At 60.0% G+C, this 14,980-nt stretch carries 18 protein-coding genes; 11 read left to right on the top strand and 7 right to left on the bottom strand.

The window, feature by feature from the left end:
• The first annotated feature begins 150 nt into the window (after positions 1 to 150).
• From ACESMZ_RS07850 to ACESMZ_RS07875, 6 genes are all read left to right on the top strand, one after another.
• Positions 151 to 1,233, top strand: a complete 1,083-nt coding sequence (locus ACESMZ_RS07850; RefSeq protein ID WP_372957728.1) for a TRAP transporter substrate-binding protein — start codon at positions 151 to 153, stop codon at positions 1,231 to 1,233.
• Between the two features lie 194 nt (positions 1,234 to 1,427).
• Positions 1,428 to 1,976, top strand: coding sequence for a TRAP transporter small permease subunit (locus ACESMZ_RS07855; protein ID WP_372957727.1), 549 nt, complete (start codon positions 1,428 to 1,430; stop codon positions 1,974 to 1,976).
• Entirely contained in the window at positions 1,973 to 3,274 is a 1,302-nt protein-coding gene (locus ACESMZ_RS07860; protein WP_372957726.1) for a TRAP transporter large permease subunit, read from the top strand. The genes ACESMZ_RS07855 and ACESMZ_RS07860 overlap by 4 nt, the downstream gene beginning before the upstream one ends.
• A 196-nt stretch (positions 3,275 to 3,470) precedes the next feature.
• Positions 3,471 to 4,253: an SDR family NAD(P)-dependent oxidoreductase gene (locus ACESMZ_RS07865; RefSeq protein WP_372972452.1), complete on the top strand. Its 783-nt coding sequence runs from the start codon at positions 3,471 to 3,473 to the stop codon at positions 4,251 to 4,253.
• A gap of 20 nt (positions 4,254 to 4,273) precedes the next feature.
• Positions 4,274 to 5,209 carry a ketopantoate reductase family protein gene (locus ACESMZ_RS07870; protein ID WP_372957724.1) on the top strand — a complete coding sequence of 312 codons (936 nt, stop codon included), beginning with the start codon at positions 4,274 to 4,276 and terminating at the stop codon, positions 5,207 to 5,209.
• 11 nt (positions 5,210 to 5,220) lie between these two features.
• The gene (locus ACESMZ_RS07875) at positions 5,221 to 5,685 is read left to right on the top strand and encodes a gamma-glutamylcyclotransferase family protein (RefSeq protein WP_372957723.1); all 465 of its coding nucleotides are present in this window, start codon (positions 5,221 to 5,223) and stop codon (positions 5,683 to 5,685) included.
• A gap of 89 nt (positions 5,686 to 5,774) precedes the next feature.
• Here ACESMZ_RS07875 and ACESMZ_RS07880 read toward each other — a convergent pair whose 3' ends face one another.
• Positions 5,775 to 6,578 carry an SDR family NAD(P)-dependent oxidoreductase gene (locus ACESMZ_RS07880; RefSeq protein WP_372957722.1) on the bottom strand — a complete coding sequence of 268 codons (804 nt, stop codon included), beginning with the start codon at positions 6,576 to 6,578 and terminating at the stop codon, positions 5,775 to 5,777.
• A 404-nt stretch (positions 6,579 to 6,982) separates the two neighbouring features.
• On the opposite strand from ACESMZ_RS07880, the gene ACESMZ_RS07885 reads away from it, so the two are divergent.
• Positions 6,983 to 7,630: a PEP-CTERM sorting domain-containing protein gene (locus ACESMZ_RS07885; RefSeq protein ID WP_372957721.1), complete on the top strand. Its 648-nt coding sequence runs from the start codon at positions 6,983 to 6,985 to the stop codon at positions 7,628 to 7,630.
• Positions 7,631 to 7,730: 100 nt separating this feature from the next.
• On the opposite strand, the gene ACESMZ_RS07890 is transcribed toward ACESMZ_RS07885, so the two are convergent.
• Positions 7,731 to 8,804 carry a TRAP transporter substrate-binding protein gene (locus ACESMZ_RS07890; protein WP_372957720.1) on the bottom strand — a complete coding sequence of 358 codons (1,074 nt, stop codon included), beginning with the start codon at positions 8,802 to 8,804 and terminating at the stop codon, positions 7,731 to 7,733.
• Positions 8,805 to 8,936: 132 nt separating this feature from the next.
• Between ACESMZ_RS07890 and ACESMZ_RS07895 the strand changes: the two genes are divergently transcribed.
• Positions 8,937 to 10,313 (top strand): CHAD domain-containing protein, encoded by a 1,377-nt coding sequence (locus ACESMZ_RS07895; protein ID WP_372972453.1) that lies wholly within the window; start codon positions 8,937 to 8,939, stop codon positions 10,311 to 10,313.
• 16 nt (positions 10,314 to 10,329) lie between these two features.
• Here ACESMZ_RS07895 and ACESMZ_RS07900 read toward each other — a convergent pair whose 3' ends face one another.
• Positions 10,330 to 10,527: a hypothetical protein gene (locus tag ACESMZ_RS07900; RefSeq protein ID WP_372972454.1), complete on the bottom strand. Its 198-nt coding sequence runs from the start codon at positions 10,525 to 10,527 to the stop codon at positions 10,330 to 10,332.
• 169 nt (positions 10,528 to 10,696) lie between these two features.
• Between ACESMZ_RS07900 and ACESMZ_RS07905 the strand changes: the two genes are divergently transcribed.
• Positions 10,697 to 11,089, top strand: coding sequence for a thiol-disulfide oxidoreductase DCC family protein (locus ACESMZ_RS07905; RefSeq protein ID WP_372972455.1), 393 nt, complete (start codon positions 10,697 to 10,699; stop codon positions 11,087 to 11,089).
• Between the two features lie 104 nt (positions 11,090 to 11,193).
• Positions 11,194 to 11,874, top strand: coding sequence for a type 1 glutamine amidotransferase domain-containing protein (locus ACESMZ_RS07910; RefSeq protein WP_372972456.1), 681 nt, complete (start codon positions 11,194 to 11,196; stop codon positions 11,872 to 11,874).
• Here the strand turns inward: ACESMZ_RS07910 and ACESMZ_RS07915 are convergent, their stop codons facing one another.
• Positions 11,875 to 12,132 (bottom strand): DUF3565 domain-containing protein, encoded by a 258-nt coding sequence (locus ACESMZ_RS07915; protein ID WP_372972457.1) that lies wholly within the window; start codon positions 12,130 to 12,132, stop codon positions 11,875 to 11,877.
• Positions 12,133 to 12,156: 24 nt separating this feature from the next.
• The gene (locus tag ACESMZ_RS07920) at positions 12,157 to 12,621 is read right to left on the bottom strand and encodes a YchJ family protein (protein WP_372972458.1); all 465 of its coding nucleotides are present in this window, start codon (positions 12,619 to 12,621) and stop codon (positions 12,157 to 12,159) included.
• Positions 12,622 to 12,753: 132 nt separating this feature from the next.
• On the opposite strand from ACESMZ_RS07920, the gene ACESMZ_RS07925 reads away from it, so the two are divergent.
• Positions 12,754 to 13,491, top strand: a complete 738-nt coding sequence (locus ACESMZ_RS07925) for a sulfite exporter TauE/SafE family protein (RefSeq protein ID WP_372972459.1) — start codon at positions 12,754 to 12,756, stop codon at positions 13,489 to 13,491.
• Between the two features lie 10 nt (positions 13,492 to 13,501).
• Here ACESMZ_RS07925 and ACESMZ_RS07930 read toward each other — a convergent pair whose 3' ends face one another.
• Positions 13,502 to 14,398, bottom strand: a complete 897-nt coding sequence (locus ACESMZ_RS07930; RefSeq protein WP_372972469.1) for an acyltransferase — start codon at positions 14,396 to 14,398, stop codon at positions 13,502 to 13,504.
• A 44-nt stretch (positions 14,399 to 14,442) separates the two neighbouring features.
• Complete coding sequence (locus tag ACESMZ_RS07935) at positions 14,443 to 14,901, bottom strand: ATPase (protein WP_372957713.1); 459 nt, start codon at positions 14,899 to 14,901, stop codon at positions 14,443 to 14,445.
• Positions 14,902 to 14,980: the final 79 nt, after the last annotated feature.

Consider the following 14,980-nt stretch of genomic DNA (forward strand, 5'->3'; position numbering starts at 1 on the left):
GTGTACGACCAAAGTCTAGGTAGGGCCTTGAATTAATTCACCCTTCACCTAATCCATGCTACGTTTACCGCGTAAGAATGCAGGTCCCTTCCCGCGGTGGGGATCAAACGTTCGCCATCCTGAAAAACAACAAACAGAGGAACGCGCATCATGAAACGTCGTTCGTTATTCAAAAGCGCCGCTGCGGCGGTAGCGCTGTCTGCCCTGATTGCCTCCCCACTCGCCACCGCCCAGGAGAAGTTCACCCTGCGCCTGGCAGAAACCTGGGGCCCGAATTTCCCGATCTTTGGTGAAGCCACCAAGGGCATGGCCAAGATGGCCGAAGAAATGTCCGATGGCCGCCTGCGTATCCGTATCGATTCGGCCAACAAGCACAAGTCGCCGCTGGGTGTCTTCGACATGGTCAAGGCCGGCCAGTACGATATGGGGCACTCCGCTTCCTACTACTGGAAAGGCAAGGTACCCAACACCCTGTTCTTCACCAGCATGCCCTTCGGCATGACTGCCCAGGAGCAGTACGCCTGGTTCTATTACGGCGACGGCATGGACCTGATGCAGGAAGTCTATGAGCCCCACAACATGCTGTCCTTCCCTGGCGGTAACACCGGCATCCAGATGGGCGGCTGGTTCCGTGATGAGATCAATTCCCTGGAAGATCTGGAAGGCCTGAAGATGCGCATTCCGGGCTTTGCCGGCGAAGTCTTCGCGGAAGTGGGTGTCAACCCCACCAACATCCCGCCGGGGGAGCTGTACACCGCTCTTGAGCGCGGCACCATCGATGCGGTGGAGTGGGTTGGTCCGGCCCTGGACCTGCGTCTGGGCTTCCAGCAGATTGCCGATTACTACTACACCGGCTGGCATGAACCGGCCACCGAGCTGCAGTTCCTGATCAACAAGGATGTCTGGGAGAAGCTGCCCAAGGACCTCCAGCAGATTCTCCGTGTGGCCATGCGTACCGCAGCCTATGACATGATGATCCAGTCCGTGCATGAAAATGCCAAGGCCTGGGCCTCCATCACTGAAGAGTACCCGAACGTGAAGGTGAAAAACTTCCCGGATGAGGTGTTCCAGGCCATGGTGGAAGCCAACGAGAAGTTGCTCAAGGAAGCTGCCGAGGGCGACGAACTGGCCGCCAAGATCATCGAGTCCCAGGAGAAATACCTGAAGGACGCCCGCGCCTACATCGACATTGCCGACCGTGCCTACCTCAACAACATGGCCGAGGTGGACTAGGCAACGAGACAAGGCAGACACGGGGTTGTCATGCCTGGCGCCGGAGTCTCCCCGAGAGGCTCCGGCGTTCTCATCTTTGGGGGGGAAGTTTGTGAAAAAGACACCGCGTTCGCGTAAACTACCGGCGTTTTTTCCACAGGCCTGCCCCGAACCGCACACCGGGTGGCCGTATTCCCGGAGCACGAGGACTCATCATGCGATGGCTCAGACTGATCGATAACGGGCTAGGACGCATAGCATATATCTGTGGCTGGATTGCCAGTGTGGCGTTCATACTGCTGACGCTCAACGTATTCTACGATGTGGTGGCACGGTACGTGTTCAGAGACGTGTCCATCGGCATGCAGGAGATGGAATGGCACCTTTATTCGGTGGTGTTCCTGATGGGCATCCCCTACGCCCTGCGTACTGACGGACATGTCCGTGTTGACGTTCTGTACGCTCGCTGGAGCGAGACCTTCAAGGCCTGGGTCAACCTGATCGGGGCCCTGCTGCTGGTGATTCCGTTTGCCGCCTTTATCGCCTGGCTGGGCATCGACTTCGCTGTCGAGTCCTACCGACTGGGCGAAAGCAGTGGTGACCCGGGCGGGCTGCCCTTCCGATGGATCATCAAAAGCCTGATCTCCTTCTCATCCTTTTTCACGGCCATCGCCGGCATCAATATGGTGACCTACGCCATTCGCGTGCTGAAACATGACGCCCATTACACCAACAGCGAACACAGCGCCGGAGGCCTCGCATGATCGGTATTATTATGTTCGGCGTGTGCCTGCTGATGCTGCTGTGGGGCTTCCCGGTAGCGTTTACCTTTGGCGGCGTGGCACTACTTTTCGGGCTGATTGCTGAAGGGCCCAGCCTGTTCGCCTTCATGCCTTACCGCATCATGAGCATTATGGAAAACACCACGCTCATGGCGGTACCACTGTTTATCTTTATGGGCCTGGTACTGCAGCGCACCAAGCTGGCGGAACAGTTGCTGGAGTCCATGGGCAAGCTGTTCGGCGGCGTGCGTGGCGGCCTGGCCATTTCCACCATCCTGGTAGGTGCCCTGCTCGCCGCTTCCACCGGTGTGGTGGGTGCCAGTGTGGTTGCCATGGGCCTCATCTCCCTGCCGGTCATGCTCCATCACGGCTACAAGACCGAACTGGCCACAGGGACTATCTGCGCCTCCGGCACCCTGGGGCAGATCATTCCACCTTCCATTATCCTGATCATCCTCGGGGATGTGATGGGCCTGCCGGTGGGTGACCTGTTCAAGGCCGCCGTTGTGCCCGGGCTGATTCTGATCGGGCTTTATGTGGCCTACATCCTGATCATGGCCTTCCTCAAGCCGGAAATTGCGCCAGCCATGCCCCGGGATGAAAGCCAGTCCCGGGCCCAGGAAGTACGCAAGGCGCTGCTGGCGGTAATCCCGCCCCTGGCGCTGATTGTCGTGGTGCTGGGTTCCATCTTCGCCGGCGTCGCCACACCAACGGAATCCTCAGCGCTGGGTGGCGTGGGCGCGGTCATCCTTGCCCTGCTGTATCGCCAGTTTTCCTGGCAGATCATCTGGGACTCCGCGAAGGATACCGTCAAGGTCACCGCCATGGTGTTCGCCATCCTGGTGGGCGCGACGGCCTTCTCCATGGTGTTCAGCTACACCGGCGGTGACTACCTGCTGGAAGAGTGGATGCTGGCCCTGCCGGGCGAAAAGTGGGGTTTCCTGATCCTCGCGATGCTGATCATCCTGTTCCTCGGTTTTTTCATCGACTTCGTGGAGATCTCGTTTATCGTGGTGCCCATCCTGGCACCCATTGCCGAATTGCTCGGCATCAACATGCTGTGGTTCGCCATCCTGATCGCCATGAACCTGCAGACCAGCTTCCTGACCCCTCCCTTCGGGTTCAGTCTGTTCTATCTGAAAGGGGTGGCACCACCGGGTGTGGCAACCACCCAGATCTATCGGGGTGTGGTGCCTTTCATCCTGATCCAGATCGCAGTGGTTGTTGCCCTGCTGCTCATGCCGGAATGGTTTGGCCTGAGCGCCTCCGCAGGGTACTGACCACCCCGCCGACAAGAGCCGGTATTTACCGGCTCTTGTCGTTTCAGGGCGGTCCTGATACTGCCGGACAACGCCACAACGCACATACAGCGATTGATGTGTTCCGCAGAACGAGAGAAGATACCGTTTTCAGCATTCACGGATGAACCCTGCTGCCCCCTCTATTCAAACCAACAACCACAAGAAGGGACATGCCATGAAACTCAAAGACTCCGTCGCCATCGTAACCGGCTCATCGTCCGGTATCGGTGCCGCCATCGCCCGCCTGTTTGCAGAGCACGGCTGCCATGTGGTGATCAACTACAGCAACAACGAGGATGGCGCCCGCGCTGTCGCCTCCGACTGCGAAAAGCATGGGGTACAAACCCTCGTCTGCAAGGCCAATGTGGCCGAAGATACCGATTGCAGGGCGCTGGTGGATGCCACCCTGGAGAAATTCGGCCGGGTTGATATTCTCATCAACAACGCCGGTAACACCAAGTTCTGCGATCACAACAACCTGGACGGCCTGGACAAGCAGGACTTCCTGGACCTCTACGCCGTTAACGCCGTCGGCCCCTACCAGATGACCCGTGCTGCAGAGAAGGCCCTGCGGGCCAACGGCTCCGGCCACATCATCAATATGGCCTCCATCGCCGGCCTGGCAGGCATCGGCAGCTCCATTGCCTACGCCGCCTCCAAGGGCGCACTGGTCACCATGACCCGCTCCCTGGCCCGGGTGATGGGGCCGGAAGTCAGGGTCAACGCCGTATGCCCCGGCTTTGTCCAGGGCGAGTGGCTGAAGAAGGGCCTTGGAGAGGACAAGTACAGCGCCCTGCTGGAGAAAACCAAAGGCGCCGCCCCCCTGCATGACACGGCCTCACCGGAAAGCGTGGCAGACGTCTGCCTGGGACTGATCATCGGCGGCGACCTGACCACAGGCGAAACCATTCTGATCGACGGCGGCGCACACCTGGGTGCAGCCCCGGTCCGCCGTTAGAACAAGGAGCAACCCATTCCATGAGTGACAAACCCAGCATCCTGATCGTTGGCGCCGGCGCCATCGGCAGTTTTTACGGCGCCATCCTCAAGAAGGCCGGCTGCAAGGTCAGCACAGTATTGCGGTCGGAATACGACGCGGTGAAGGCCAATGGCATCCGCATCTCCAGCCCCCTTGGAGACCTGTCATACCAGCCGGACCACGTCTACCGTGACGGCGACAAGCCGGAAGAGACCCCGGACTACCTGATCCTTTGTGTGAAGGTGCTCCCCGGTGTGGATCGCGCGGCGCTGGTCCGTCCCTGGATGGGCGCCAACACCCGCCTGGTACTGATCGAAAACGGCCTGGATATCGAGCGGGAACTGGCGGACGCATACCCGGACAACCCAATTATCAGCTGCCTGGCGTTTATCGCCGCCAGCCGCACCGAGCCCGGGGTGGTCGAACACAAGGCCTATGGCAAGCTGGTCATGGGCCGCTATCCGGAAGGTATCGACGACAGCTGCCGGGAGCTGTCACAGCTGTTTATTGACGGCGGCATTAACATTGACCTCACGGAACAGGTGGTGGGCGAACGCTGGCGCAAGTGCCTGTGGAACACCCCCTTCAACCCGCTCTCCGTGATCGCCAACGGCGCTGACACCCGCACCATCCTGGACACCGAGGGCGGCGAACAGCTGATCCGCAACATGATCCGTGAAGTGATGACCGTGGCCGAAGCCGAAGGCTACCCCATGGATGACGATGTGATCGAGCAGAACATCGAAGGCACCCGCAAGATGCCCCCCTACAAGAACAGCATGGCCCTGGACTACCTCAACGGCCGCCCCATCGAACGGGACGCGGTGCTGGGCAACGTGGTGGCCATTGCCGAGCGCCACGGCATTCCGGTACCTCACCTGAATACGGTGCTGGTGACGCTCAGAATGCGGGCCAACCTCGAAAACCGGGACTGATCGGAGACCGGATGGCCAGGCAACGCACGGCATACCAGCGGATAAAACTTGTCTTGCTGGTCATGCTGTCGACATTTCTTGTCAGCTTCCTGGCGCTGCTCTTTTACCTGTGGTTCGCCATGCTCAGCCCGTACGGATATAAACCACCGGACTCCCTGTTGCCGATAGACGGATCTCAGGACCACAAGGTCTTCGTTTTTGGCACCCTGCAGCAACCCTGGATCCGTTATATCGTGATGGGCCGTGCAGGGGAATCAGAGCCGGCCACTCTCAGGGGCTACCGGAAAGAAGCCCTGGACATACGGCCTGAACCGGGGGCCACGGTACAGGGACAGCTGATCCGGGTCAGCCCGGATGAACTGGCCCGCCTCGATCGATATGAAAGGCTCGGGATTCGCTATGAGCGGGTAAGGATGGTGCTGGCAGACGGCACACTGGCCTGGGTATACCGACTACTGCCGCCGGAGCCCGGCTGAGCCGGTCCCGGCAGCCCCGGGACCGACTGTCGGTTTTCTTTACATACCTTTCAGGAGGCTTTGCGCCTCCCCTGCCTTGCCGTGACAGATCAGCCTGTTTTTTCATTGAACATGGATATCCGGCCACCATCTACCACCAGGTCGTGGCTGTTGATAAATGAACCCTCATCACTGGCCAGAAACACCGCGGCGTTGGCAATATCCAGTGCCAGCCCTGCCCGGGGGAGCGGCGTTGCCTTCGCCAGGTTCTTCTCAAGCTTTTCCATCTTGGCCTGGTTTTCCTCGTCGCTCAGCGTGTTGGCCCTCTCCGAGCCGCCCCAGAAGATGGGCGTTGCCACCGCCCCCGGTGAAATCGCGTTCACCCGGATGCCTTCAGGCCCCAGCTCTACGCCGGCCAGCCGCGTCAGGTGGCTGACCGCCGCCTTGGCACCGGAGTACAGGTAGCCCCCCTGCCCCAGGCGATGGGCTGCAATACTGGAGTTGTTGATGATGCAGCCGGATCCCTGTCCCCGCATGACCCGGGCGGCGTGCTTGATACCGAAGACCACGCTTCCGGTGAGCAGCCGCATGATGTGGCTGAACTCGTCCTCAGTGACCGAGTCCAGCGTTGTGCGGTCGCCGGCGCCGGCATTGTTGAACAGGCAGTCCAGCCGACCGAATTGCTCAACGGTACGGTCTACCAACGCTTCGATATCGCCCTCTTTCATGACGTCCGCTTTCATAAAAAAAGCGTTTCCACCCAGCGCCTCAGCCAGCTTCTCGCCCTTCTCCACGCTGCGTCCCGCAATCACAACCCGGGCACCCTCTTCCACAAAACGGCGGGCCGTAGCCTCCCCGATACCGCTGGTGCCACCGGTGATGATGGCGACTTTGCCGTCCAGTCTTTTGCTCATGCCTATTCTCCTGATCATTGTGTTTGTTGGCCGGATACAGAATAACCCGCGCTCCACTCTGAAAACACCGCGCCGCTGAGGATATCAGCATCGCCGGCACCATCGACAATGAGCCTGAGACACGGTGCAACCGCAGTTGATCGGCGAGGTGACTAAAGTGTCGGAAATATTTACACGCGGCAGAAACGCAAGATTTTCACAGGCATCTTTCTCCCTGTTTTTTAAAACAAAACCCTTAACACCCAGTAGTGGCCCGATAGTTGCTATCACTGTAGAAAGGAACCTTTGCTGTACCACCATCTGGTAGTGGCTTTACGCAACAATGGTTCTGAACGCCCAGCCCCGACTCGTTGTATGGCGGGCCCATGCTGAGCGGTGTTAATGCTCAAGGGAGTGTAAATTCAATGAACAGAAAACTGTTAACAACATCGTTTCTCGCCTCAGCGGTACTGGCAGGCATGTCTTTTTCGGCAGCGGTCAGCGCGGCGCCCACTTATTGTTCCGCCGGCGACCCGCACGCCGACGGACTGTCCACCAGCGATATGACCTGGGAGAGCGGCAACGCCAGCGATTGCTATGGCGTCGTCTCCGGAAACCCTGACTATAACGCAGGCGCAACGTTCTCAAATGACTGGGGAGTGTTTGACTACCTGGTAAAAGACGGGGGCAACACAACAGGCACCGTAGGCGGCGTTCAGTTTACGCTCGACGCTGATCTCAATACGGAGTCAGGCGACTGGGGCCTTAGCTGGACCGAAGTCGGCTCTCCGGGCCTGCCAATTGCACTGGACTTTGTCGCTATCCTGAAAGGTTCCGACCGGTACGCGTCCTATCTTTTTGAAGGGATCACCTTCTCCGATACTGACACTTCAGGCAGCGGTACATTTGATATCAACTTTACCAACAACGGCGGACAGACTCCGGACCTTTCGCACCTCTCACTGTTCGTGAGAATGGCAGAGGTACCTGTACCTGAACCCGGCTCTCTGGCCCTTCTTGGCCTTGGCCTGATCGGCCTGCGGTTTGCCCGTCGGCGCAGCAAGGCTGCCTGACCCGCATTAGCAACCTGTAGAAACAACAAACCCCGCTCAAGGCGGGGTTTGTTGTTTCCAGGCACCGGCCCGCTGGCCGGTGCCCGAAGCACACTCAGACTTACTCGACGTCCGAGTTGTTCAGATACGCCCGGTCGGAGATGTTGGTCCAGGGACGGATCTGCTCCAGGTACTCACGCTGGGAATCAATGATCTTCTTGGTGAGCGGGTCTTCCTCGGCCATTTCGGCCAGCAGCTTCTTGGTAGAGGCACGCAGCGCTTCCATGACCTCATCCGGGAAGGTACGGAACTTCACGTTCGGATACTCTTCCTGAATGCTGTTCCAGGCCTTGCCACTTTCGTGCATGGTCTGGATGTACATGTCATAGGCAGCGGTACGCATGGCCACGCGGAGTACTTCCTGCAGGTCTTCCGGCAGCTTGTTCCAGGTGTCCTTGTTGATCAGCCACTGCAGTTCTGCAGACGGCTCCTGCCAGCCACCGTAGTAGTAATCGGCAATCTGGTGGAAGCCCATGGGCAGATCCAGCGCCGGACCAACCCACTCGAGGGCGTCAATGGTACCCCGCTCCAGGGCGGTAAACAGCTCACCCGGAGGGATGTTGGTGACAGCAACGCCGATATCGGACATCACTTCACCGGCAAAGCCTGGCGTACGCATTTTCAGGCCCTCCAGGTCGTCCAGGGACTCGATCTCGTCACGGAACCAGCCACCCATCTGGACACCGGTATTACCACCGGGGAAGGACAGCATGTTGTGTTCGCCGTAGACCTCCTGGGCCAGGTCGAAACCTTCACCGTAATAGAACCAGGCGTACTGCTCCGGCGCGGTCATGCCGAAGGGCACGGTGGTAAAGAACATGCTGTTGGGAATCTTGCCCTTGTAGTAGTAGGACGCGGTATGGCCGATGTCATACTGACCGGCCTTGACCATGTCGAAGATACCAAAAGGCGCCTTGTGCTTGTTGGAGGAGTCGATGCGGATCTTGATGCGACCCTCGGACATCTTTTCAACCATGGCCTTCAGGCTGCGGTTGGTGTCCCCCAGAATCGGGTAGTTTGGTCCCCAGGTTTCTGCCAGTTTGAGCGTATAGGTTTCTTCGGCGACAGCCTGGCTTCCGGCAAAGGAAAGGCCCAGAAGCAGCGCTGCTGCCGTCAGCTTGGAGCGTAATGTCATAATGGTTACTTCCAGCAGTGATTTTATTATAGGTTGATTGAACTACCAGCCCGCTGGCCGAAAGCCATGGCAGACTGGTATGACCGGGTAATAATAGCCTCCCGGGCCGGCCAATGCACATTGGGGATGTCGATGAAACAGCTGTTCCTGATCCGACATGGCAAATCCAGCTGGAGCGATGCATCGCTCAGCGACCTGGATCGCCCTCTGAACAAACGGGGCCACCGGCAACTACAGGCCATGGCGCGCCCCCTCAGGGCAATGGGCGCGCTGGACGGGGAAGTGCATGTCAGCCAGGCCTGCCGCGCCCGCCAGACCATCGAGGGGCTGCTGGACCTGCTGGCGGAGCGGCAGCTGGTCGGCCGGGTTCACTTTGAACCGGACCTCTACACCTTTCGTCATAAACGGCTGCTGCGATGGATCCGGCGACTGCCGGGCAACCCTGACTGCCTGACCATCATCGGCCACAACCCCGCCCTTTCAGACCTGGCAGGCCTGTTGACGGGAGAGGAGGCACCGGACATGGCCACCGGGTCCGTGCTGCACCTGGAGCTGTCCACAGAAAGTTGGGCAAAGACCCGCAAGGGGCAGGCCAAGGTCGTGACCTACCTGCCCCCGAAACTGGCAAGCTACGAGCTGTTCCAGCGCAAGGCCCCGTCACCCCCGGACCAGGGCCGGGATCTGCGCAGGCAGATCCCGGCAACCCTGCACCATCTGCTGGAGCGATTGCGGGCTACCCAGCCGGGTGTGGTGGCGGGCATCGACCCGGAATTCCTGCATCAGTTCCGTATCGCCCTGCGAAGGAGCCGGGCGATTACCGAGGCAGTGTCCATCATCACCGGCGATGAACACCTGAAAAAAGCACTGACTCCCCTGAAGAGCATGGCTCGCGAGACCAGCACCTTGCGGGACCTGGATGTATTCCTGCCGGAGCTGGAAGCCCGCTCCCTGGAGGACCGCCGGTTACGGCAGTCCCTGAGAGCCTCCGGTGGCGGTGACTTTTTCAGGCAGTGGCAGGATGAATGCCACCAGCAGCTTTGCCAACAGTTGCAGGGAAAAGGCTGGCGTAAGTCCCTTGCAGCCTGGGAGGGCGTTGTCACAGGAAAGACACTGTCACGGCCACTGAACAAGCTGACACCGGAAGCGATCCACGACACGGTAACGATCCGGGCCAGACACTGCCGTCAGCTGTTCCACCAGCTGGCCCCAGACTCACCGGATGAGCCCTTTCATGAGGTACGCAAGGCCCTGAAACGGCTTCGGTACCTGGCGGAGCTGGATGCCCGGGGCTATCCGGATCTGTTGAACGAACTCAGGGAGCTGCAGAAACGCTACGGCCGGTTCCAGGATCGCCATGTCCAGCTGACACTGCTGGCCACGCTGGCTGAAAATCGCAGGGAACATCGACTGCCTCCAACGCTGGCAGCACTGGCTGACGAGCTGCACATGGACAAGCAGCGGGCCCGGAAAACCATCCTGGCCCACCCACCAGTACTGAAGCTGGCCTGAACGCCGGGGGCGCGACTCAGGCCAGCCACCACCAGAATGTGGCCCCGAGGGCCACCAGCCCGGCCGCCAGCACCAGCCAACGGGCCCGGCCCGAGGTGCTTCCTTCATCACTGCGGGCCCGCATGATGGTCGCCCAGGTATGATCCCCGGCGAAGGTGACATCCGTATCCTGCATCCCTGGCGCCCAGGTGCATTCCTTTTCCTTGTGTTTCATAAGGCTCTCCCTGAAAACTCGTTCGACAGCTTACCGGGATGAGCCGGCAAGCACCAACGGCCCGCGCGGAACCAGCGCACAGGGGGGTGATCTGACCGCCACGCCGATCGTAAATCCCTGGATGCAACGTCCGGTGCCCGGCACCCCTGAACCAGAGCGACATCCCACTATGGACATCCTGTTCTACGACGGCCAGTGCCCGCTATGCCGGAAGGAGATCGAGACCCTCAAGCGACTGGAGCAAGGCAACCTCGGTTTCGTCGACATTCACCACCAACCGGATGACGGTCCCCTGGCCCCCGGACGAGAGGCCCTGCTTCGGCGCCTGCACCTTGTGACCAGTGAAGGCCAGTGGTTCACAGGGCTGGAGGCCACCGTGCGTGCCTGGTCCCACACCTCCATGGGCTGGCTCTTCCGACCGCTGAGCTGGCCACTGATCCGTCCCCTCTCCAGACACATTTATGAAGGCTGGGCGGATAGGCGCTATGAGCGTCGATATGCCTGCGGCCGCTGTATCACCGAGGTGAACGAAACGGTTAAAACTGAGCAATCCGGGTTGTAATCGGGGCCTGGCGTACCAATCCACAGGGTAAGACGCGGTAAGCGATTACGGCGACGCCCGGCTGACCGACGTCGCCACATTTCACTCTCAAACGGGAGGCACACATGAAGGTTCTGATGGTACTGACATCCCATAGCGCAATGGGAGACACCGGACACAAGACCGGCTTCTGGCTTGAGGAATTCACCGCGCCCTACTACGTGTTCCGCGATGCCGGGGCCGACATCACCCTCGCTTCACCCAAGGGAGGACAGCCTCCGGTGGACCCCAACAGTGAAGCAGAAGACACACTCACTGACAGCACTCGCCGGTTCAGCGAGGACGAGCAAGGTCGCCAGGCCCTGGCGAGCACCAAAAAGCTCTGCGACGTCAACGTGCATGAGTTTGACGCCGTCTTCTACCCGGGTGGCCACGGTCCACTGTGGGACCTGGCTGAAGATCGCGACTCTATCCGCCTGCTGGAAGAGGCCAATAAGGCCGGCAAGGTCATCGGCGCGGTTTGCCATGCGCCAGCCATCTTCCGGCACCCGGAGTCCCCCAACGGCGACTGGTTTGTCCGCGGGCGGGGCGTGACCGGCTTCAGTAACAGCGAAGAGGAAGCCGTTGGCCTGACCAATGTGGTGCCCTTCCTGGTGGAAGACATGCTCAGGGAAAAGGGTGGCAACTACAGCCGCGGAGATGACTGGGCGCCCCATATCGTAGTGGATGGCAACCTGGTCACCGGCCAGAACCCGGCCTCCTCTGAGGGTGCGGCCAAGGCCGTACTCCAGGCTCTGGAAGACTGACTAGCCCGGGGTTCCAGCAGGAGGGCGATCGTCCGGAGGCGCGCCCTCCTCGCACTTCACACAGTTCAGACGAAACCCCAGCATCCCCTGCCGGCCTTCCGCCGTTACCACCCAGGGTCGGTTCACCCAGGGCGGCTGGTGACGCACGTGCTGGTTGTGGCCGCAGGCCAACTGGGCCACCCAGTACCCCTCTTCATCCTGGTGGTAACCGGTAATGGACTGTTTCATCGCTGACCTTCCGCTTGAACCATCTGCCATTCCTACGATAAACCCTCGAGAGTCTCAGCGCTGTCGGTTCAGGCAACAGGCCTTGAACTTGCGGCCACTGCCACAGGGGCAACGGTCATTGCGGCCGGGGTCAAGATGACCCTCACGGGTCTCGCCGCTGACGTAGAACCAGCGTCCATCCTCACGAACAAAGTCTGACGCTTCCTCGAGATAGCCAAAGCTACCCGATAGCCGGTAGACCGCCCTGAAATGCACCTGCCCCCTGTTCCCTTGCTCGCCGGAAGACAAGACCTGGAGAGCTGTCCAGTCCGGCGAGTCATCCAGCGGCAAAGACGCCGGCCGGGTATCCGGGTGCCAGGTGCTCAGCAGGTAGCCCGTGAGCTTCAGCACGAAGGCGGTGTACCGGGAGCGCATCAGCGCCTCCGGCGTCGGCGCAACTTCGACGCCCTGGTGGTATCGACGACAACAGTCCTGATAGGGGTAGCCGCTTCCACAGGGGCACCCTGGCATCTCGGACATAAAGGGTTTCCTCATTCGCCGGTTGCGGGCCTGACCACTGATGGTAACCGTGCCAGGCCAATAGCTACCTATTTTGCCGTGTGTTATAACTGCCTGCTTCTTAACGATAACCGTCGCAAGGACAGGCCCGCCGTGCCAACCGATATCACGCTTTACCACATCCTCCTGGCTAACCTGGTGATCCTGGCCGGCTCCTGCCTGCAGGGAGTCGCCGGCTATGGGATCGGGACCCTGGCGGCACCCTTGCTGTTCCTGATTTCGCCGGCATTCATACCTGCGCCGCTGACGCTCAATGCCGGAATACTGACTATCCTGATGCTCATGCGCAACCGCACCGCCCTGCAGGTACGGGAAGTGCGCTACGCCATTGGCGGCGGCCTGGCAGGCGCTGCCCTGGCTGGTGGCACCCTGCTGGTGATCACCGCCCAGGGCTTTGAACTGATCTTCGGAACCCTGATCCTGCTGGCCGTCATTCTCGGTGTGGCCGGGCTGAAACCCCGCCTTAACCCCTGCAACAGCATTATTGCCGGCCTGGCTTCCACCTATATGGGCACCATTACCGCAGTGGGCGGGCCTCCCATTGCGATGATCTACCAGAACGAGAAGGGCCCGATGGTGCGGGCCAACCTGTCGGCCTTTTTCCTGTTTGCCAACGTCTTTGTGCTGGCCACCCTGATCGCTTCCGGTTATCTGGGGGTGACGGAGCTGTGGCTGTTCGTCGCCACCATGCCGGGGGTATTCGTTGGTTTCTGGCTGTCCGCCGGCCTGGTCAACCGATTGCCCTTCGAGGCCCTCCGGCCCATTATCCTGGGCGTCGCGGCCGCTGCGGGACTGGCGGCCCTTATACGGGGCCTGATCAACCTGAACTAGTGTCCCCCGTTCAGCGGGCGGCTTCTTCCCGGCGCAGCTGCTCGATACGCTCATCTTTCTCGGCCCAGAGGCGGCTGACCCAGGCCTGGAAGACTTCCCGGAAGGCAGGATCGTTGGCGTAGTCACCGGCAAACAGTTCAGCGGGTACCGTGCGCCGCCGGATATCCACCACCACCCGGGACACCTGCCCGCTGATCAGATGCCAGAACCCCGGGATACGCCCCTCCGGATACACGATGGTCACATCCAGCAGGGCATGCATCTGACCCCCCAGGGCGGCCATCACAAAGGCGACGCCACCGGATTTGGGTTTGAGCAGATGCCGGTAGGGAGAGCCCTGCTGACGGTGCTTGGCCGGGGTGAACCGGGTGCCTTCCAGGAAGTTCACTACGGTCACCGGCAGGTTATGGAACTTCTCGCAGGCCTGGCGGGTGATTTCCAGGTCCTTGCCCCGGTCTTCCGGGTGTTTTGCCAGATGCGCCTTGCTGTAGCGCTTCATGAACGGGTAGTCCAGGGCCCAGAACGCCAGTCCGATCAGCGGAACCCAGATCAGTTCCTTCTTGAGGAAAAACTTGAAGAACGGTGTCTGGCGATTGAACGCTTCCACCAAAGCCGGAATATCCACCCAGGACTGGTGATTGCAGATGATCAGGTAGGGCTGGTCCCGGCCCAGGTCTACATCACTGCGAATATCCCAGATTGTGGGCGTCAGCAGGCGGAACAGCCATTTGAGGCCCTCCGCCCAGGTCTCGGCGATCCACATGACCCCCACTGAACAGGCTCGCTGCAGCGGCCTGAAAGGCACCAGGGCCTTTACCAGCCCCATGAACAGCATGGGACCGATACCGATCAGGGTAATCAGCAGAACCAGCAGGCAAAAGACGACTGCCCGGGCAAGATGCAGGATGAACACCGTACTACGACCCCGCTACGACGATTGCCGCTGTTGCGTCACATGTCCTGGCTGCTAGCCACCTGCCGCGCCAGACGCATAGCCTCGTGCTCTTCCATCTCCAGCAGCGACTTCACCAGCTCATGGGTTTCCGGTATGCCGGTCTGCTCCGCGAGACTCCGGTATATTTCGATGATGCGATCATGAAAGGCAAAAATTTCCTTGCAGATGTCTTCAAAGCCGAGGGAGGAGAAATGGCTGTCTCTCGGGTCCGGGACTCTCATGGGGCTTCGGGTGAGATAATCATAGAGCCGGGTATGAAGGGTATTGGGGGCGGCCTGGCGTTCGAACTCCTGGGTTATCCGTTCCAGTTCCTTCTCATGGCCGGCGAGGTAGTTCAGCAGCGCACGCGCCTGTTCATTGCGATTTCCGACGGCGCCCTCTTCGAGGGTTCTCGCCAGAAGTGCGTGCATATTCCTCACCCAGTCGATCAGCTCTTCATAGGTCTTGATTTCCATAACCATCCTTCCTCGGTATGAGTTTATCGCTTGGCATTACCTGAATCCTAACCCAGGAACCCTGCCGCATCCATGGATG

Source organism: Marinobacter sp. (assembly GCF_041690615.1).
GTDB lineage: Bacteria > Pseudomonadota > Gammaproteobacteria > Pseudomonadales > Oleiphilaceae > Marinobacter.